The sequence below is a fragment of the Bacillus sp. AFS037270 genome, from assembly GCF_002585305.1.
Genome location: NZ_NUNF01000046.1, coordinates 48,343 through 64,592 on the forward strand (window position 1 = coordinate 48,343; position 16,250 = coordinate 64,592).

Consider the following 16,250-nt stretch of genomic DNA (forward strand, 5'->3'; position numbering starts at 1 on the left):
CCGAAATTATGCCTTTTAATTTTTTCTGAAGATTAGCATATTCATTTGTCAAAAATAAAAATCTATTCATTAGAAAATAGTAACCCAAAAAGAATCGTTGATGGAGAGAGTATTTTGAAAGAAAAGATTATCGAGGAATTAAAAAGGATTGAGCAGGAATTTGAGGTGAAAATATGCTTCGCCGTTGAGGCAGGAAGCCGTGCATGGGGCACTTCTTCACCAGATAGTGATTACGATGTCCGGTTTATTTATGTTCATAAAACAGATTGGTATTTATCGATTGATCAAAAACGAGATGTCATTGAGCTGCCGATTAATGACCAACTCGACCTAAATGGATGGGATTTGCGGAAAGCCCTCCAGCTGTTTAAAAAGTCAAATCCCTCCTTAATGGAATGGCTGCATTCAAGCATTGTTTACTTTCAAGCCTTCTCACTAGATGGGAAAATGAGAGAACTAGAGGACCAAATATTTCAACCTAGGGCGTCCCTATTTCATTATTTAAATATGGCAAAAGGGAATTATCGTAATTGTCTTCAAACAGCAGCAATAAATAGTAAGCGCTATCTAAACGTAATTCGACCCATCTTAGCTTGCATGTGGATAGAAAGGCATAACCGCTTCCCACCCAATGAGGTTCAACCATTAATAGAGGCATTGATTATGGAGGGAGAAGTAAAGCGAGAACTTCTTACCCTTATTGAAAGAAAAGTAAACCGGGATGATCATGTGTTTGACGTTGATTTCCCTATTATTCATGACTTTATTGAAAAAGAGATCAATCATCTAGAGGAATATGCAAATAGCTTAAGAGGACCATCCAGGGACTTTACTGCGACTTTAAATGAGCTGTTTAGACAAGTGCTTGAGGAAGTATGGTCTCAATCATAGAAATATTTTAGAAGTCCGCCAAATGGCGGGCTTCTATTAATAAGGTTTTCTTAAGGGAAGCTATAGACTAGTTAAATAAAGTTTATGTTCCCCCAATATTATAACTCTATTAGAATAATTTTGATATCTTGCTATAATCAGAAATATGTTAAAATTATTTAAATATAAAAAAATTAGAGGGGAATGTCTATGAATTTCATTGGTTCGGAAAAGCTCCAAAAAATGACAGCTAGTATTTTTCAAGAAGTAGCTGATCGAAAAATGGAGGCAAATAAAAAAGGAAAAGACGTGATCGACCTTAGTGTTGGCAGTCCGGATTTTTCGCCGCCATCCTTTGTAGTCGATGCCTTAGTTGAATCGGCTAAAGATACAAGTAAATATGGTTATACGTTGAAGGGGATTGCCGAATTTAATGAGGCCGTTGGTTATTTTTATAAGCAACGGTATGAAGTTGATTTAGATCCTGCGAAAGAGGTGCTGCAGTTGATGGGGTCACAAGACGGTTTGGCCCATTTAGCTACCGCCATTATTAACCCTGGTGACTTTTGTTTAGTACCGGATCCAGGTTATCCAATATATGAGGCAAGTGTCCATATCGCCGGAGGAGTTATTTATCCAATGCCGTTGCTGGCTGAGAATAAGTTTTTACCAAACTTAAAAGATATACCTTTAGAAGTTTTAGAGAAAACTAGAATGATGATTATAAGTTATCCGGGGAATCCGGTAACAGCACTTGCGGATAGGGGATTTTTTGAAGAGGTTGTAGTCTTTGCAAGAACACATAACATTTTGGTGGTTCATGACTTTGCCTATTCAGAATTGATTTTTGATGGGAATCCACAGATTAGTTTTATGTCGGTTCCCGGAGCAAAGGAAGTTGGAATAGAATTTAACTCTCTCTCGAAAACCTTTAACATGGCGGGATGCCGGATTGGATATGTGGTTGGAAATGAACAAGCAATCCATTTATTAGCAACATTTAAATCAAATATCGATTACGGAGTTTTTTATCCGATCCAACATGCAGCTGTAAAAGCATTAACGTCTGATTTCTCCTATCTACGAGAACAGGTAAAGGAATATGAACTTCGCAGAGATGCTTTAATTTCCGGGCTTGGAAAAAGCGGCTGGCAGATCGCAAAGTCTCCCGCAACCATGTTTGTCTGGGCAAAGATTCCGTCGGGATGGACATCCCGCCAATTTGCCTTTGAATTAATTGACCGTGCCGGTGTGGCTGTCATACCGGGTGATGCTTTCGGTGCACTAGGGGAGGGCTATGTTCGCATTGCACTTGTTCAGCCGCCAGATCGGTTATCCCAGGCGGCTGAACGGATAGAGAAATTTTTAGTGGATCGTTTAATTAAGAAATAAGATAGAATAAACTTCTATTAACCACAATCTAAACATATATCTTAAAAAAAGACCTTCAGCCATTGAAGGTCTTTTACTTTGAAAATGAAAGAGGGACACAACCATGCCAAGTGAATTACAACATGTAGAATTAGATATCCCGATTGAAGTAATATGGGACTTTATTCGAGATGAAAATAATTGGGCTCCGCTTGTTCCCGGTTACATTCAACATCAAAAAATAAATGACCGGCAAATTAGCTGGGAGTTTAAAAGTGATCTCGGGATTATGAAAAAAAAGGTCACTTTGTTAATTGATATTAAGGAGTGGGATGAACCTAGCAAGGTGAGCTTTGAACTAAGGCGGAAAAACGAGAAGTATCTTGGGGAGGGATACTTTGAAGCAAAAGCCTTAAACAGGCAAAAAACCCGGCTGACAGGGTTTCTTGATATAAATGCAACAGGACCAATGGGAACGCTGGCAAATACCCTTTTTAATAAGGCAGTTAATCTCTCGGATGAAGAAGTAGCTTCAGCGATTTCTTCTAAACTTGAAGAATTTAGTAATAAGTAGATCCTAAGCTGTAATACCTCTAATAGGGGTTGCAGCTTTTTTTATTAAAGTAGGTTTCATTTACGTTTATGAGGGTAAATATTTAACAGTTAATGCACCTCTTTTAAAAATTAAGATAATCTTAAGCCTCCGGTGGTAAAGTTAGTCCAAAATCACTTAGTTAAAAGTGGGAGGATTAACAATGCTAACAAAAATACCCAAAAAGGGCCTAAACGCTGTCCTTATTGTCTCAATACTCGGTCTTGGAACGGGTTATAATCTGCCAACCGCCTATGCGGAAGAGACTGTAACTCAAGTAAGCCAAACTACCAACACACTCGCAAAATTAGAGATCGAAGGCGTTAAGTTGGATAAAAATTTTTCAGCAGAGATCAATCAATATTCAGCTACAGTAGAAAATGAAACGGACTCGATTCATATTCTAGTAGAAGGCAGTAATACTAATTCGATAATCAGCATTAATGACAAAACGATCACAAGTGGAACTGCAGAAGAATATGCACTACAAACCGGACAAAATATCTTTCTCATCACCGTTAAGGATAGCAGCACCAATCTAATTAACACCTATACTCTAATTGTAACCAGAGAGCAAAATAGCAATAGTCAACTTCAAAATATTAAACTATCAACAGGGAAACTTTCTCCTGCATTTTCTTCGACCGTGACAGAATATAATGTTCAACTGTCTAATGCTTCACAAACGATTACGGTGCTGCCAACAGCTGTAGAAAAAACGGCAGTAGTCGAGGTTAATGGTGCCGAAGTGACAGAGAAAGGTGTACCAGTTAATATTCCTGTGGGGAAATCTGTTATTCTTATTGTGGTAACAGCTGAAAATGGATCAAAATTAAGATATACTATCCATGTGGAACGCCAAGATACTTCGTCAGGCAATGGTACCAATTCAGCACAAACTGGAAGCGGCGGTTCTACAGAAATTGGAAACAATGGATCAGCACCAAGTGCAAATAATGGGTCTGGATCAAATGGAAACAATGGTTCAGTACAAATTGGGAGCAGCGGTTCAGTGAAGAGCGGAAGCGGGCTCGGCATACAGACTGGCAATTCTTTTTCAGGACAAGGTAACACGACAAACCAAAGTGCATCTTCCCAGCAGGGGGCATCAGCAGTCGTTGAAAAGATCAGTAATGCTATACTTTCAAAGCTAACGGTTTCTGCGGGAACCTGGGACAGTTCATTTACTTCAAGCGAGTATACCTATCATATAGCCGTTTCAAGTGAGACCAAGACCGTTACCATTAATCCGACGGCAAGTGACAGCAGTTCTGAAATTACCATTGAAGGTGGAACTAGCAAAACGATCCAGTTGGACGACGACAATAAAACAGTAATTTCTATCAGGGTAACCTATGATGATACGGATCGGAAAACTTATGTACTAGTTATTGATAGAGCAGAGAGTTAATGGGAAACCTATTTAATAAAAAATAAACCTGAAAAATAACCAGTCAGGGTTATTTTTTTAGAAAAAATAGAAAAGTGAGATAAAAAGTTGAACATGATTCGAAAAAATATGTTATATTTATATATAAAAAATTTAGTGAATCTTTTGAATTAATGGGAAGGTGATAGAATGACAACAGAATTGAAAGTAAATGACAGCAGTCTTCCATTGCGTCGTGATGTGAAATTACTGGGGAAAATGCTTGGTGATATTCTTGTCGATCATGGCGGGCCCGAGCTTCTTGATAAAGTTGAAAAAATAAGACTTATGTGCAAAACACTTCGGGAGCATTTCGACGAAGGAATTTACGAGGAATTAAAGGCGGAAATTGCAAGCCTTGATTCACCAATACGTAAACAAGTCATTCGTGCATTTTCAATGTATTTCCATTTGATAAATGCCGCGGAGCAAAATCACCGCATTCGAAGACGGAGACAATACCAGCTTGAAGAAGGAAATATCGTTCAGCCTGCTTCTATTGAGAGTGCCGTTCTAAAGTTTAAAGAACATGGTATAAGTGAAGATATTATCCAGAAAGTCTTACACACATTGTCGTTAGAACTCGTTATAACTGCTCATCCAACAGAGGCTACCAAACGCTCTATTCTTGAGATACAGCAGCGTATTGCGGTTATTTTGAAAAATCTCGATCATCCTCTTTTAACGACTAGGGAACAGAAAAAGCTCGAGGACAATCTATTCAATGAGGTAGCAATCCTTTGGCAGACAGATGAATTACGTGATCACAAGCCGACAGTGTTGGATGAAGTGCGTAATGGACTCTATTATTTTGACCAAACCTTATTTGACGTTCTTCCTGAAATTCATCAGGAAGTAGCAGAGTGCCTTGAAAGATATTATCCAAACACTACGTGGAATGTCCCTAATTTCCTTCGTTTTGGATCATGGATTGGCGGAGATCGTGATGGCAATCCGAACGTAACAAGTGATGTTACTTGGGAGACACTCCAAAGACAGCGGAGAGTTGTATTAAAGAAATATAAAAATGTCTTAATCGACATCATGAAACGATACAGCCATTCTACAACAAGGGTGAACGTCAATCAGGAAATTCTTACATTCCTTGAGGAAAAAGAAGATTTATACTTAACCGATGACAAAAAGTGGCCAAATCATACAGAGGTTTACCGTCGTGTTGTTGCGGTGATTATTGAACGCGTTAAACAGGTAGGTAAATCCGAGATTGGATACAAAACAGCAGATGAATTACTGGCTGATTTAAAAATGATTAATAGGAGTTTAAAAAAGCATCATCCTAGTGATCATGAGTTAAGGACCATTCAAAAGTTAATTAGACAAGTACAGTTATTCGGCTTCCACTTGGCGACACTGGATATCAGGAACCATAGTGGAGAGCATGAGGCTGCAATCACAGAAATCCTGCGAAAAGTGAGATTGACTGATAATTATGCAGAACTTCCTGAACAGGAAAAATTACAGCTATTAGAAAATATCCTAATGGATCCACGTCCACTTTTATTATTGAATGAGGACTATTCAGCAGAAACACAAGAAATGATCAAAGTTTTCCAAATGATAAAATCTGCACATGAGGAGTTTGGCAAAAGTGCAATTTCCGTCTATCTTGTGAGTATGACAAGATCGGCAAGCGACTTATTAGAAGTACTTGTTTTGGCAAAAGAAGCAGGGCTCTATCGTCTTCATGCGGATGGTACACTTGAAAGCCACTTAAATGTTGCACCGCTTTTAGAAACCATTGATGACTTAACAGCTGGTCCGAAAATTATGGAAACCCTTTTTGAAATGCCTATCTACCGGAAGCATCTTCAAATCTTAGGGGATCAACAGGAAATCATGCTTGGTTATTCTGATGGAAGTAAGGATGGAGGAACCTTAACGGCCAACTGGAAACTGTATAATGCCCAAATCGAAATTCATGAGTTGGCGAAAAGGTATCAAATTGGTCCTAAGTTTTTCCATGGCCGTGGCGGTTCATTAGGACGCGGCGGCGGTACCTTAAATAAGAGCATCCTTTCACAACCGGCGGAAACTACTGGTGATGGTGTTAAAATTACCGAGCAAGGCGAGGTTTTATCTTCAAGGTACTTGCTTGAAGATATAGCTTATCGCAGCTTGGAGCAGGCAACGTCAACTCTTCTTCTTTCAGTAGCCCTTTCCTCTCAAACAGAGCAGGGAACATTACGTGAAAGTGCTTGGGAAGAGGCCATTGAGGAAATTTCTGGTTATGCGTTATCTAAATATCAATCACTTGTCTTTGATGACCCTGATTTTCTTACTTACTTTAATCAAGGCACACCGTTAAAAGAAATCGGAGACTTAAACATTGGCTCAAGACCAATGAGCCGTAAAAATAGAGGGCGGTTTGAAGATTTAAGGGCAATCCCTTGGGTTTTTGCCTGGACACAAAGCCGTCAGTTAATTCCTGCTTGGTATGCTGCTGGTACAGGTTTAGACAGCTTCGTATCGCAAAGCGGTGAAAATCTGCAGTTATTACAGCAAATGTATGCAAAATGGCCATTCTTCCAATCAACCATTGATAATTTAAACATGGCATTAATGAAGGCGGACATAACAACTGCCAAAGAATATTTAACACTTGTTGAAGACAAAACCATTGCCGAAAGAATATTTACGAATATCCTTGAGGAATATGAGAAAACAAAGGTGATTCTCCTCAAAATAACTGGAGATAGTGAATTACTAGACCATACGCCGAACATTAAAGAATCAGTATACAGACGGAATCCTTATGTTGATCCGTTGAACTTTTTACAAGTAGAACTGATTAAAGAGCTGCGAAAGCAGGAAGAGCCAAATGAAGATATATTAACTGAAGTTCTCCTTACTATTAGCGGAATTTCCGCAGGACTTCGTAATACGGGCTGATTAAAATGAAAAAGGCCATAAACTCCTTGTTTTAGGAGTTTATGGCCTTTTTATTGTTGAAGCAATTTTTGAACATTTGGTGAATTTTTGTAAAATGAATGGCTATTCATTCATTTATACGCGAATTTCGACAAACTTCGAGATTTTTACGTGATATATTTTAGCCATAAGAAATTAATCGAGTGAATTTAAGACTATTAACCTGTGGTAAGTTTGTTTTGGGTTTGTAGAGAATCGACAAAAATTTGAGGTGTTTATAAATGGCTGTGGAAGAAAAAGTTGTTCAAGAAAAGCAAATTATTGCTGAAGCAATTAATTTGTTAGCTAATAACGCTGAAAAAGCTCTGGCAGAATTTCGATGTTATACTCAGGAAATGATCGATAAGATAGTGAAGGAGATGGCCTTAGCTGCACTTGAAAATCATAAACAACTCGCAAAGCTGGCGGTAACAGAAACTAGACGTGGTATTTATGAAGACAAGGTTTTTAAAAATATGTTTGCAACAGAGTTTATCTACAATAACATCCGGGATATGAAAACAGTAGGAGTGATTAGTGAGGATGAAAATGAAGGGATGGTTGAGATCGCAGAGCCAGTAGGAGTTATTGCTGGGGTCATCCCGATAACAAATCCAACGTCTACGGTTATCTTTAAATCTTTAATTTCACTGAAAACGCGGAATCCAATTATTTTTGCCTTTCCGCAATATGGTCAGAAGTGCTGTACCCAAACTGCAAAAATACTTAAGGCAGCAGCGATGAGAGCAGGAGCTCCGGAGAATTGCATTCAGTGGATTGAAGAGCCTTCGCATGAAGCCTTCCAAACCTTAATGAGACATCCAAAGATTTCACTTATCCTAGCAACAGGCGGACCCAACTTGGTAAAGGCGGCCTATAGATCCGGGAAGCCAGCACTTGGTGTTGGGGCCGGTAATGTACCTTGTTATATAGAAAAAACAGCCAATATCAAACGTGCCGTCAACGATGTCATTCTTTCTAAAACATTCGATAACGGTATGATTTGTGCTTCTGAACAATCTTTGATAATTGATCAAGAGATTTTTAATGATGTAAAACAAGAATTAATTTCAAATAATTGCTACTTTCTAAGTGTAGACGAACGAAAAATGGTAGAAAAGGCAGTCATTTTTGAAAAAACAGGTTCAATTAATAATTTAATAGTGGGGCTTCCGGCAGCTATGATTGCCAAGCTTGCTGGAATAAAGGTACCTGTGAATACCAAAATTTTAATTGCAGAATTAGAAGGTGTGGGGCCGAATGAGCCACTATCCTGTGAAAAATTAAGCCCGATTCTAGCGTGCTATAAGGTGACTAGCTTTGCTGAAGGCTTAAGGATTGCTGAGGAAACATTAGAATACGGCGGGTTAGGACACTCCGCTGCGATTCATACTTCAAACCAAGAATTAGTAGATATTTTTTCACTGCGTTTAAAGGCGGGCCGAATTATGGTTAATACACCATCCACTCATGGGGCCATTGGAGATATTTATAATACATCACTACCGTCCTTAACAATTGGTTGCGGAACATATGGAGGGAATTCGGTGTCACAGAATGTTGGGGCCCAAAACCTGATAAATATTAAAAAGGTTGCAAAAAGAAGGACGTTTACGCAATGGTTTAAAGTACCATCACAGGTTTTCTTTGAGAAAAATTCGGTCCAAACTTTAGCGTCCATTCCTGGCATTACTAAAGCCTTTATCGTTACAAGCGGAAGTCCGGTGAAAAACGGATATGTCGATAAGGTTCTCTATTATTTAAAGAAGAATCAAATCAGTCTTCAATTTGAAATCTATTCAAATATTGAGCAGGAGCCATCTGTTGAAACGGTTATGGATGGAGCAGAAAGAGTGCGCAAGTTCCAGCCTGATTGCATTATTGCACTAGGCGGAGGTTCGGTCATGGATGCCGCAAAAGCGATGTGGCTTTTCTACGAACATCCTGATACAGATTTCCGAAGTTTAACACAAAAATTCTTTGATCCAACAAAACGTGTTGTTAAATTCCCAGTACTGCGGACTAAAGCTAAATTTGTTGCCATACCAACTACTTCCGGTACTGGATCAGAGGTTACTGCCTTTTCAGTAATAACAGATAAAAAAGCCAATATCAAGTACCCTCTTGCCGATTTTCAACTAACACCTGATGTGGCAATTGTGGATCCGCAGTTTGTCATGACTGTTCCTAATCATGTAACAGCTGATACGGGAATGGATGTTCTAACACATGCCATTGAGTCTTATGTGTCGGTTTTAGCAAATGATTTTACAGATGGACTTGCCCTTAAAGCGATTCAGCTGGTATTTCAATATTTACCTAGAGCATATCGAGATGGCGGTGATGAAATAGCCCGTGAGAAAATGCACAATGCCTCTACAATTGCAGGAATGGCATTTGCTAACTCATTTTTAGGTATTAACCATAGCCTTTCCCATGTGTTAGGAGCCGAGTTTAATATTTCACACGGTCGAACTAACGCAATCCTGCTGCCACATGTAATCCGCTATAATGCAGCAAAACCAAATAAATTCATGACTTATCCTAAATATGAACATTTTATTGCTGATGAACGTTATGCAGAAATTGCGAGAATGCTTGGTCTACCTGCAAGTACCACGGAGGAAGGAATAGAAAGTTTAATAAAAGCAGTGGTTGACCTAGCAAAGGAGCTGGATATATCAATGAGTGTTCAAGCAAATGGTGTGAATAAGGAAGAATTTGAAAGTAAGTTAGCGGAACTAGCTGAACGTGCCTTTGATGACCAAGATACAATTGCAAATCCAAAACAGCCATTTATCAGTGAACTAGCTGAAATTTATCAACAGGCCTTCAAAGGGATTTAGATTTTGGGCTTAACTAAAATTCAGTCCAATCATCTTTAAGACTGAATTTATAAGGATTAGTTTCTCTATTAACTTTTAACACAAAAACAAACCTCCTAGTCTAAAACAGGAGCTGTCGAAATTGGATAAACCTCCTGAAAGGATGAGTAGAAAATGGCGGATAAAAAGGAAAATAAAATAGAATTAAACATGGAACCAGAAAAAACTGAAACACAGGAGACTGAACTTAAGGAAGAACCAAAGGTAGGGGACATTGGTAAAGAAAGCGAGGAACAGCTTTCAAGCTTAAACTTGTTATGGAGCATTGCATTTCGTGAATTAGACGAATGGGCGGAACGGGCCGATGATCGAGATGCTGTTTTCTTAAAAGCAGCAAGACAATTTGCTGAAGGAGTTCAGCGTAATCAAGGAAATCTTATTGAACTCGGTACCCAATTTTATCAAGAATTCTCCTCATGGGAAAAAACAGCTAGAGAAGAATTTTTAATGTCTACCACCAGCCTGCAGCATTTCTTTCCGTTCAAGTCTTATGAAGATATTAATAAACAAATAGATCAAGTCCAAGAAAAGACTTTAAATATTTTAGCAGCCCCATGTCAAAGGATTGTCAGCACTCTGTCAGTGGATAAATACGTTGAGATCATTGAGCAATATATTACGCTAAGAAAGAGAGGCAGAGAGCAATATATTAAAACTGTCAAACAGGCAGGAAACTTAATTTATGAAAATCAAAAAGGGTTTGTCCATCTTTTCGCAAAACAGATTAAATCATTCATGTTTCCGCTGAATAAGTATCTAGAAAAATCAGAAGAGCTTACCAAATCATAAACAGAGGAGTGACAACGATGACAAATGATAAAACATACCAACCATTTGAAGGAATCAAACGAAATTGCGATATGTGGGAAAGGCAAATGAATGGGTTGTTATACATGATGAGTGATAACAATGAATTCGTTAAACTTTTAAAGGTTGGAACAGATAGCCATGCACGTTATTTGGAACTGCTTAGAAAAAGACAAGAGCTAGTGGCGGGTGTAATGAATATACCAACCAAAAAAGATGTGGCAAAAGTGGCTAGGTTATCAATCCAAGCCGAGGAAAAAATCGATGTTCTCGAGGAACAAATTTGGAACCTTCAAGATAGTCTTGTTGAGGTAAATAAAGGAAACATTGAGATGTTTCAAGAAATAATAAGCATCGTTAAACAAATCAAGGATGATGTTAAGAAAGTAGAAATAAATCATGCTAACGAACTATCGGCTGTTCAGTTGGAATTAAAAGAATTAAAGCAAGAACTCAGTCAATTAAAAGATATCAAAAGCGAACTTAAGAATATGAGGAACTTATTAAAGGACGAGAAACATAAAGACAAAGACCTAGTGCTTGCTGCTGCTGGCACAACTGAATCCTATTAAAAGGAGATAATGATGATGAGCGCAACAGCATCACTAAAAAACTTTATTCCTATAATAGATTTAGAGAAGGAAAAAGTAAGGTGGAACCAAATAAATAAAGTATTAATAGAACCTAAACCAGACATTGTACCAACAAAGAGGGAGATTATTTGGAAAAAAAATAAATCCACTTTATATTTTCACCCTGCAAAGGAGAAAAAATATCAGATTCCATTGTTTTTAGTCTATTCACTACTGAATAAATCATATATTTTAGACATCGGGGAAGGGAGCAGTGTTGTAGGCGGTCTTACAGAACGTGGATATGATGTTTACTTCCTCGATTGGGGTTCTCCAGGCTATGAGGACAGTGATATTACTTTGGATAATTATATAATTGATTATCTAGAAAATGGAGTAAAACGGGCTTTACGCCATTCGGGTGCAAATGAAATTTCAATGGTCGGTTACTGCTTAGGTGGAACGATTTCGGCGATTTTTACATCGATCACAAACTTACCAATAAAGAATCTCGTTCTGGCAACTGTTCCAATTGATTTTAGCATTGGAATTGTCCCTGATAAATGGTTAAAAGGACTTCAAAATGGTCTCATTAACTTCGATCGGTTTTCGGACGTATATGGTGCGATTCCATCTGAATATTTATATCTTATGTTTAGGGGGCTGTCACCGGTATACGTAAGTCCATGGGTCAATCTAATCACTCGTGCACACGACGAGGAGTATGTTGAAAAGTGGCGGCGAATGGATAAATGGACAAAAGATACCGCCTCTTTTTCAGGAGCGGCTTTTAAACAGATGTTCAATGATTTATATAAGGATAACAAGCTATTGAAAGGTGAGCTTAAGATCGGAGGCAGAAAAGTAGATTTAAAAAATATTACCTGTTCTGTATTTGTGTTTTCGACTTCAAGAGACACTCTAGTTTTGGAAAAACAAAGCCTCCCGATTATGGACATGATATCAAGTGAAGATAAAACCTATGAGGTATTCGAAGGAGGCCATGTTTCTCTTGCATTAACAGGCAAGTTTGCTGTGTTTGCCGACAAATGGCTGAAAACTCGTTCAAATAAACTTGAGGATGTGAAGGTATAGGTACTGGGAATGTAATACTATTAACGGGTAAATAGGTGGGGCCTATTATCCAGTTAATATGATTTACACAGCATTTGTTTGCTGGTTGAGGAAACACCGCAGCAGTTGGTTAAACCGGTCTTTTGCCTCAAGCTTGGCAAGATGACCGGTATTCCTCATAATTATAAATTTTGAATCTGGAATCAGCTTGTGCATAGAGGCTTGAATCCAAACCGGTAAAACAGAGTCATATTGTCCCCCGATAATCAGGGTTGGAACTTTGATTTCTGGTAATAAAGATCGATTATTTACTTCAAGGCACATTTTTAAGGATTCGAGGAAGATAAAATATTTTGGGCGGAAATAATCGCTAAATGTATCTACTGTATTTTTATTCCAAGAGTAAAGAGCCATATGGGCTAGGAATTCTGTCTGTTTTCCCGATGCTGTTACAGCCTCAAATTTTTTTCTCCGATTGTTATATAAGATTCTCTTTAATTTTTTCGGAAAATAGTGAAAAGTGCTAACTAGCATGAGTGATTGGCAGAGGTCCGGGGCTTGTCGGTAGATTTCTTGTGCAACCGCACCACCCATTGAAAGCCCAAGAATGTGTGCGTTTACAATACCCAATTCTTTTAATAAACCTATTATGTCTGAGGCAAAGTTGGGAATAGAAATACCGTCTGTTCTTGTACAATCCCCGTGGCCGCGTAAATCCGGAATAATCAACTCAAATTGATCTGCTAATTCAAACTGGTTACTCCATCCTTCTTTGACTTCCCCTAAACCATGAATGAGGACTAGTGGTTCCCCTTTACCCAAATGCAAGTAGGGTACACCTAACTTGCTAAACATAGCTGTTTCCATTTTACACCACCTTTTCCGATTTTTAATAAGTTTATAGCCAACGTCAGTAAATTGTAAACACCTAAATAGTAATTTAATTTATATTTATATTTATATTTATATTTATTTTAAATATTGCAAAATATAACCCATAGGTGTAAAATACATATAGGTGAGGTGATGAGGATATATGGTGAACCAAGATAACCAATCAGTCAATCCATCCAAAAATTTTGTACTGCCATTTATTTTATTGCTTCTTAGTAAAGTATCCCTTCATGGCTATGAACTTAGCCAAAAGCTAGAAGCATTCGGTTTTAAGACTCTTGATCAAGGGAACTTATACAGGATGCTAAGGCAGCTTGAAAAGGATGAACTAGTTTCATCTGTATGGGATACAACAGGCAACGGGCCGGCAAAAAGAAGATATTCAATCACAAAAGCTGGGATTACATACTTAAAAGGATATGCTAACCAACTCGAGACGTATCAATCCATCCTAGATCAATTCTTCAAGATGTATTCTAGTTTACTTGAGCTCTATATTCCTTCATTTCAGAAGAAGGATCCAATAGAGAAAGTTAATAGCACTAGCACTAAGAGGAGGAAGAAAGATGATACAGAAGAAAAATGAAACGGTTCCTGCTGAAGAACTAGTTGAATCGATACCTGTAGGTTCATTTGTTACAACTTTTTGGGATCAGTTTGAACAATCCAGTGAGCGTGCAAGACAGCTAAGAGAAAATCAAGAAGATGCTTATTTTAATGCTGTAAGAGAGGTTATTAAATTCAATAAGCAATACCGTAAGTCCATTGCATCATTATATGAGCAAGCGAGAACGACAAATAAAGAAGTGGTTTCTGGAGTGGTGCAACAAATTAATGCCATCGTAGATAAAGATGCCGTTGCTTCAGAAGACCGTGAAGAGCTTGAAAACCAGTTTAATGAAGTTTCTGGGCAGTTGGAAAAATTAGCGTTAACACCAGTTCGATCCTTTTTCCATATTATCGATCAATTAGAAGATAGCTTTGAAAAGAATGCAGAATCTGGTATTGCTTATAACCGTGAAAGCCGAAACGCATGGCTTGAAGTACGTAAGGAATATGCTAAGAAAGCTCGCAATACACATTTAGATTTTGTAGAGCGTAGTAAAAATAGCTTCAAAGAGCTTGTTAAAACTCGTTAATGATTTGGTTGTTTTCATATAATCCTTAATCAAAGCTAAACCACATTCTCTTCTGATTTAATTGGAGAATGTGGTTTTTTTTCGTCGGTTTTCCCCCACTTGATATTTGACCAATATGTTAAACTAGGACCAAAAATTTTTCTTTCGAAATATAAATGTCATATATTTATAACTTATTTGAGGGAATTAGATGATATACTTCTAATTGAGATAAAAAAGGATGATATTGGGAAATGTTTGTGAAAATAAACTTACATAATGTTTAATAAGAAGAAAAAACCAAGATACATAGAATCTTGTCAAATGTACGGAAAGTGCAAATACATTTTAACTAGTCTTCAATGCGCCAATTCTGTTACTCTAGGTGATTTGAAAAATGATGAAGGCGGGAAAATAAAATGAAAAAGAGACTTACAGTGCTAAGTACAATAATCATATTAGTGATTAACAGTATATCTTCCCTTCCAGTCGTACAAGCAGAGGAAACAAGCCTTAAAGGTGTCCAGGAGAAGCGTGCAGGGATCCAGTCTGAGATAACAAACACTGACCAGGAAATTTCTCAAGTCCAAGATGAATTGGCTAAGTTAACAGAGCAAATAAAAAGAGTTGACCAAGCAATTATTGATAATAACAACATGATTGCACAAACGGAAGTAAAAGTGCAGGCTTCCGAAAAGGAAGTATTCGGACTAGAACAAGAAATAACTGTTATTAAGGATAGAATCGATAAGCGCAACCAAATACTTAAAAAACGTGCCTTAACCTTACAAGAAAGTGGCGGAAAGGTCAAATATATCGATGTAATTTTGGGCTCCTCGAGTTTTGAAGACTTTGTGGGGCGTCTTCATGCTGTGGCTGCCATGGTGCAAGCAGATCAAGACCTTGTTAAACAGTATGAAGAGGACCAGGGAGCTGTAGTAGTAAAACAAGCTTCTGTAGAAAAAAAGCTAAGAGATTTAAAAACAATGAAAATAGAGCTTGAAGGGATGCAGGCACAAATTTTAGAACAAAAAGAAGAGAATGATATCTTAAAGGAAGAATTGAAACAGCAAGAGCAAGAAAAACTCTCTCAAAAGTTGGAGTTACAACAGCAAGATCAGTCGCTTGCTTTGAAAGAGGCGGGGCTTGAGGGTGTGGAACAAAATTCTATTACGACGAGTTCAACACTTATACATACAATAATTCCTACCGCTTCTAATGAAACGATAAATACTGTCATTCATGCTGGCGAAAAGTATATTGGAAATTCAGTCTATGTATTCGGCGGGGGGGAAAATGCCAATGATGTTGCACAAGGAAGATTTGATTGTTCTGGGTTTGTTGCATGGGCATTTTCACAAGCAGGTATAAAAGTCGGAGCCCATACGGATATATTGAAAAACTTAGGCAAAAGGGTTCCGTATGGTGAAGCACAGCCTGGTGATCTTGTTTTCTTTGATACTTATAAAATTGACGGCCATGTCGGAATTTATCTGGGTAACGGGAAGTTTATAGGTTCACAAAGCAGAACAGGAATTGCGATTGCTGATATGACACATGGTTATTATCTGAACAAATTTAACGGACGAGTAATGCGAATTATTAATAACTAGTAAAATAAAAGTGGAAGTAGCGGTTAAAGCCATTCGAATGGGTATTATCTTTTAAACTAACGTAAGGTGCTGATGTGGCAGAAACAAGGCCACATTT

Annotated in this window: 13 protein-coding genes; 12 read left to right on the top strand and 1 reads right to left on the bottom strand. The window is 37.9% G+C overall.

Features of this window, described 5'->3' with window-relative positions; all coding sequences use genetic code 11:
* Window positions 1-114 precede the first annotated feature (114 nt).
* From COD92_RS22105 to COD92_RS22145, 9 genes are all read left to right on the top strand, one after another.
* Window positions 115-891: a nucleotidyltransferase domain-containing protein gene (locus COD92_RS22105; protein ID WP_098528540.1), complete on the top strand. Its 777-nt coding sequence runs from the start codon at window positions 115-117 to the stop codon at window positions 889-891.
* Window positions 892-1,080: 189 nt separating this feature from the next.
* Window positions 1,081-2,262 carry an LL-diaminopimelate aminotransferase gene (locus COD92_RS22110; protein WP_098528541.1) on the top strand — a complete coding sequence of 394 codons (1,182 nt, stop codon included), beginning with the start codon at window positions 1,081-1,083 and terminating at the stop codon, window positions 2,260-2,262.
* 103 nt (window positions 2,263-2,365) lie between these two features.
* Complete coding sequence (locus COD92_RS22115; RefSeq protein ID WP_098528542.1) at window positions 2,366-2,815, top strand: SRPBCC family protein; 450 nt, start codon at window positions 2,366-2,368, stop codon at window positions 2,813-2,815.
* A gap of 181 nt (window positions 2,816-2,996) precedes the next feature.
* Entirely contained in the window at window positions 2,997-4,244 is a 1,248-nt protein-coding gene (locus COD92_RS22120; RefSeq protein WP_098996550.1) for a cadherin-like beta sandwich domain-containing protein, read from the top strand.
* A gap of 168 nt (window positions 4,245-4,412) precedes the next feature.
* Window positions 4,413-7,172 (top strand): phosphoenolpyruvate carboxylase, encoded by a 2,760-nt coding sequence (gene ppc / locus COD92_RS22125; protein WP_098996551.1) that lies wholly within the window; start codon window positions 4,413-4,415, stop codon window positions 7,170-7,172.
* A 260-nt stretch (window positions 7,173-7,432) separates the two neighbouring features.
* Window positions 7,433-10,036 (top strand): bifunctional acetaldehyde-CoA/alcohol dehydrogenase, encoded by a 2,604-nt coding sequence (gene adhE / locus COD92_RS22130; RefSeq protein WP_098528545.1) that lies wholly within the window; start codon window positions 7,433-7,435, stop codon window positions 10,034-10,036.
* Window positions 10,037-10,189: 153 nt separating this feature from the next.
* Window positions 10,190-10,864 (top strand): hypothetical protein, encoded by a 675-nt coding sequence (locus tag COD92_RS22135; protein ID WP_176541113.1) that lies wholly within the window; start codon window positions 10,190-10,192, stop codon window positions 10,862-10,864.
* A 17-nt stretch (window positions 10,865-10,881) separates the two neighbouring features.
* Window positions 10,882-11,454, top strand: coding sequence for a V-type ATP synthase subunit I domain-containing protein (locus COD92_RS22140; RefSeq protein ID WP_098996552.1), 573 nt, complete (start codon window positions 10,882-10,884; stop codon window positions 11,452-11,454).
* Between the two features lie 15 nt (window positions 11,455-11,469).
* Complete coding sequence (locus COD92_RS22145) at window positions 11,470-12,549, top strand: alpha/beta fold hydrolase (RefSeq protein WP_098996553.1); 1,080 nt, start codon at window positions 11,470-11,472, stop codon at window positions 12,547-12,549.
* 63 nt (window positions 12,550-12,612) lie between these two features.
* Here the strand turns inward: COD92_RS22145 and COD92_RS22150 are convergent, their stop codons facing one another.
* Window positions 12,613-13,395 (bottom strand): alpha/beta fold hydrolase, encoded by a 783-nt coding sequence (locus COD92_RS22150; RefSeq protein ID WP_098528548.1) that lies wholly within the window; start codon window positions 13,393-13,395, stop codon window positions 12,613-12,615.
* Window positions 13,396-13,564: 169 nt separating this feature from the next.
* Here COD92_RS22150 and phaQ point away from each other — a divergent pair, with 169 nt between their 5' ends.
* The 3 genes from phaQ to COD92_RS22165 all read left to right on the top strand — a co-directional run bounded on the left by phaQ (window position 13,565) and on the right by COD92_RS22165 (window position 16,153).
* Window positions 13,565-14,008 (top strand): poly-beta-hydroxybutyrate-responsive repressor, encoded by a 444-nt coding sequence (phaQ, locus tag COD92_RS22155; RefSeq protein WP_098528549.1) that lies wholly within the window; start codon window positions 13,565-13,567, stop codon window positions 14,006-14,008.
* A complete protein-coding gene (locus COD92_RS22160; protein ID WP_098528550.1) occupies window positions 13,989-14,561 on the top strand; it encodes a hypothetical protein in 573 nt (190 codons plus the stop codon). The genes phaQ and COD92_RS22160 overlap by 20 nt, the downstream gene beginning before the upstream one ends.
* 398 nt (window positions 14,562-14,959) lie before the next feature.
* Entirely contained in the window at window positions 14,960-16,153 is a 1,194-nt protein-coding gene (locus COD92_RS22165) for a coiled-coil domain-containing protein (RefSeq protein ID WP_098996554.1), read from the top strand.
* Window positions 16,154-16,250: the final 97 nt, after the last annotated feature.

Bases quoted from the DNA above. Each gene is read 5' to 3' on its own strand.
- COD92_RS22110 (WP_098528541.1), top strand. From the start codon at position 1,081: ATGAATTTCATTGGTTCGGAAAAGCTCCAAAAAATGACAGCTAGTATT.
- COD92_RS22115 (WP_098528542.1), top strand. From the start codon at position 2,366: ATGCCAAGTGAATTACAACATGTAGAATTAGATATCCCGATTGAAGTA.
- COD92_RS22120 (WP_098996550.1), top strand. From the start codon at position 2,997: ATGCTAACAAAAATACCCAAAAAGGGCCTAAACGCTGTCCTTATTGTC.
- ppc (WP_098996551.1), top strand. From the start codon at position 4,413: ATGACAACAGAATTGAAAGTAAATGACAGCAGTCTTCCATTGCGTCGT.
- adhE (WP_098528545.1), top strand. From the start codon at position 7,433: ATGGCTGTGGAAGAAAAAGTTGTTCAAGAAAAGCAAATTATTGCTGAA.
- COD92_RS22135 (WP_176541113.1), top strand. From the start codon at position 10,190: ATGGCGGATAAAAAGGAAAATAAAATAGAATTAAACATGGAACCAGAA.
- COD92_RS22140 (WP_098996552.1), top strand. From the start codon at position 10,882: ATGACAAATGATAAAACATACCAACCATTTGAAGGAATCAAACGAAAT.
- COD92_RS22145 (WP_098996553.1), top strand. From the start codon at position 11,470: ATGAGCGCAACAGCATCACTAAAAAACTTTATTCCTATAATAGATTTA.
- COD92_RS22150 (WP_098528548.1), bottom strand. From the start codon at position 13,395: ATGGAAACAGCTATGTTTAGCAAGTTAGGTGTACCCTACTTGCATTTG.
- phaQ (WP_098528549.1), top strand. From the start codon at position 13,565: ATGGTGAACCAAGATAACCAATCAGTCAATCCATCCAAAAATTTTGTA.
- COD92_RS22160 (WP_098528550.1), top strand. From the start codon at position 13,989: ATGATACAGAAGAAAAATGAAACGGTTCCTGCTGAAGAACTAGTTGAA.
- COD92_RS22165 (WP_098996554.1), top strand. From the start codon at position 14,960: ATGAAAAAGAGACTTACAGTGCTAAGTACAATAATCATATTAGTGATT.